1 pseudogene is annotated in these 453 nt (G+C 44.8%); it reads right to left on the minus strand.

What is annotated here, in order from left to right:
- Positions 1–453 (minus strand): annotated as a pseudogene (locus ACH5TX_RS08935) (hypothetical protein); the annotation flags it as partial.

Below are 453 nucleotides of genomic sequence, written 5' to 3' on the forward strand. Positions count from 1 at the left end.
TCAGCTCCATCATTACCAGCAACACCTTGTGGCCCTTGCGCACCTGTTTCACCCACTAAACTTGCTAAAAAATCAGCTTTCGTTCCAGTATTCTCATTATCTAACCATATTTGGTATGCTGAGTCTCCATCGGCACCATCAACACCGTCAGCCCCATCATTACCTGTAACACCTTGTGGTCCTTGATTACCAGTATCTCCTTTGTCTCCTTTATCTCCTTTTAATGAAGCTAAAAAGGTAGCTTCAGTTCCTGTATTACCAGCGTATAGCCAAGTTTGGTATGCTGAGTCTCCATCGGCACCATCAACACCGTCAGCTCCATCATTACCAGCAACACCTTGTGGCCCTTGCGCACCTGTTTCACCCACTAAACTTGCTAAAAAATCAGCTTTCGTTCCAGTATTCTCATTATCTAACCATATTTGGTATGCTGAGTCTCCATCGGCACCATCA

This window comes from Thalassobellus citreus, from assembly GCF_044385915.1.
Lineage (GTDB): Bacteria > Bacteroidota > Bacteroidia > Flavobacteriales > Flavobacteriaceae > Thalassobellus > Thalassobellus citreus.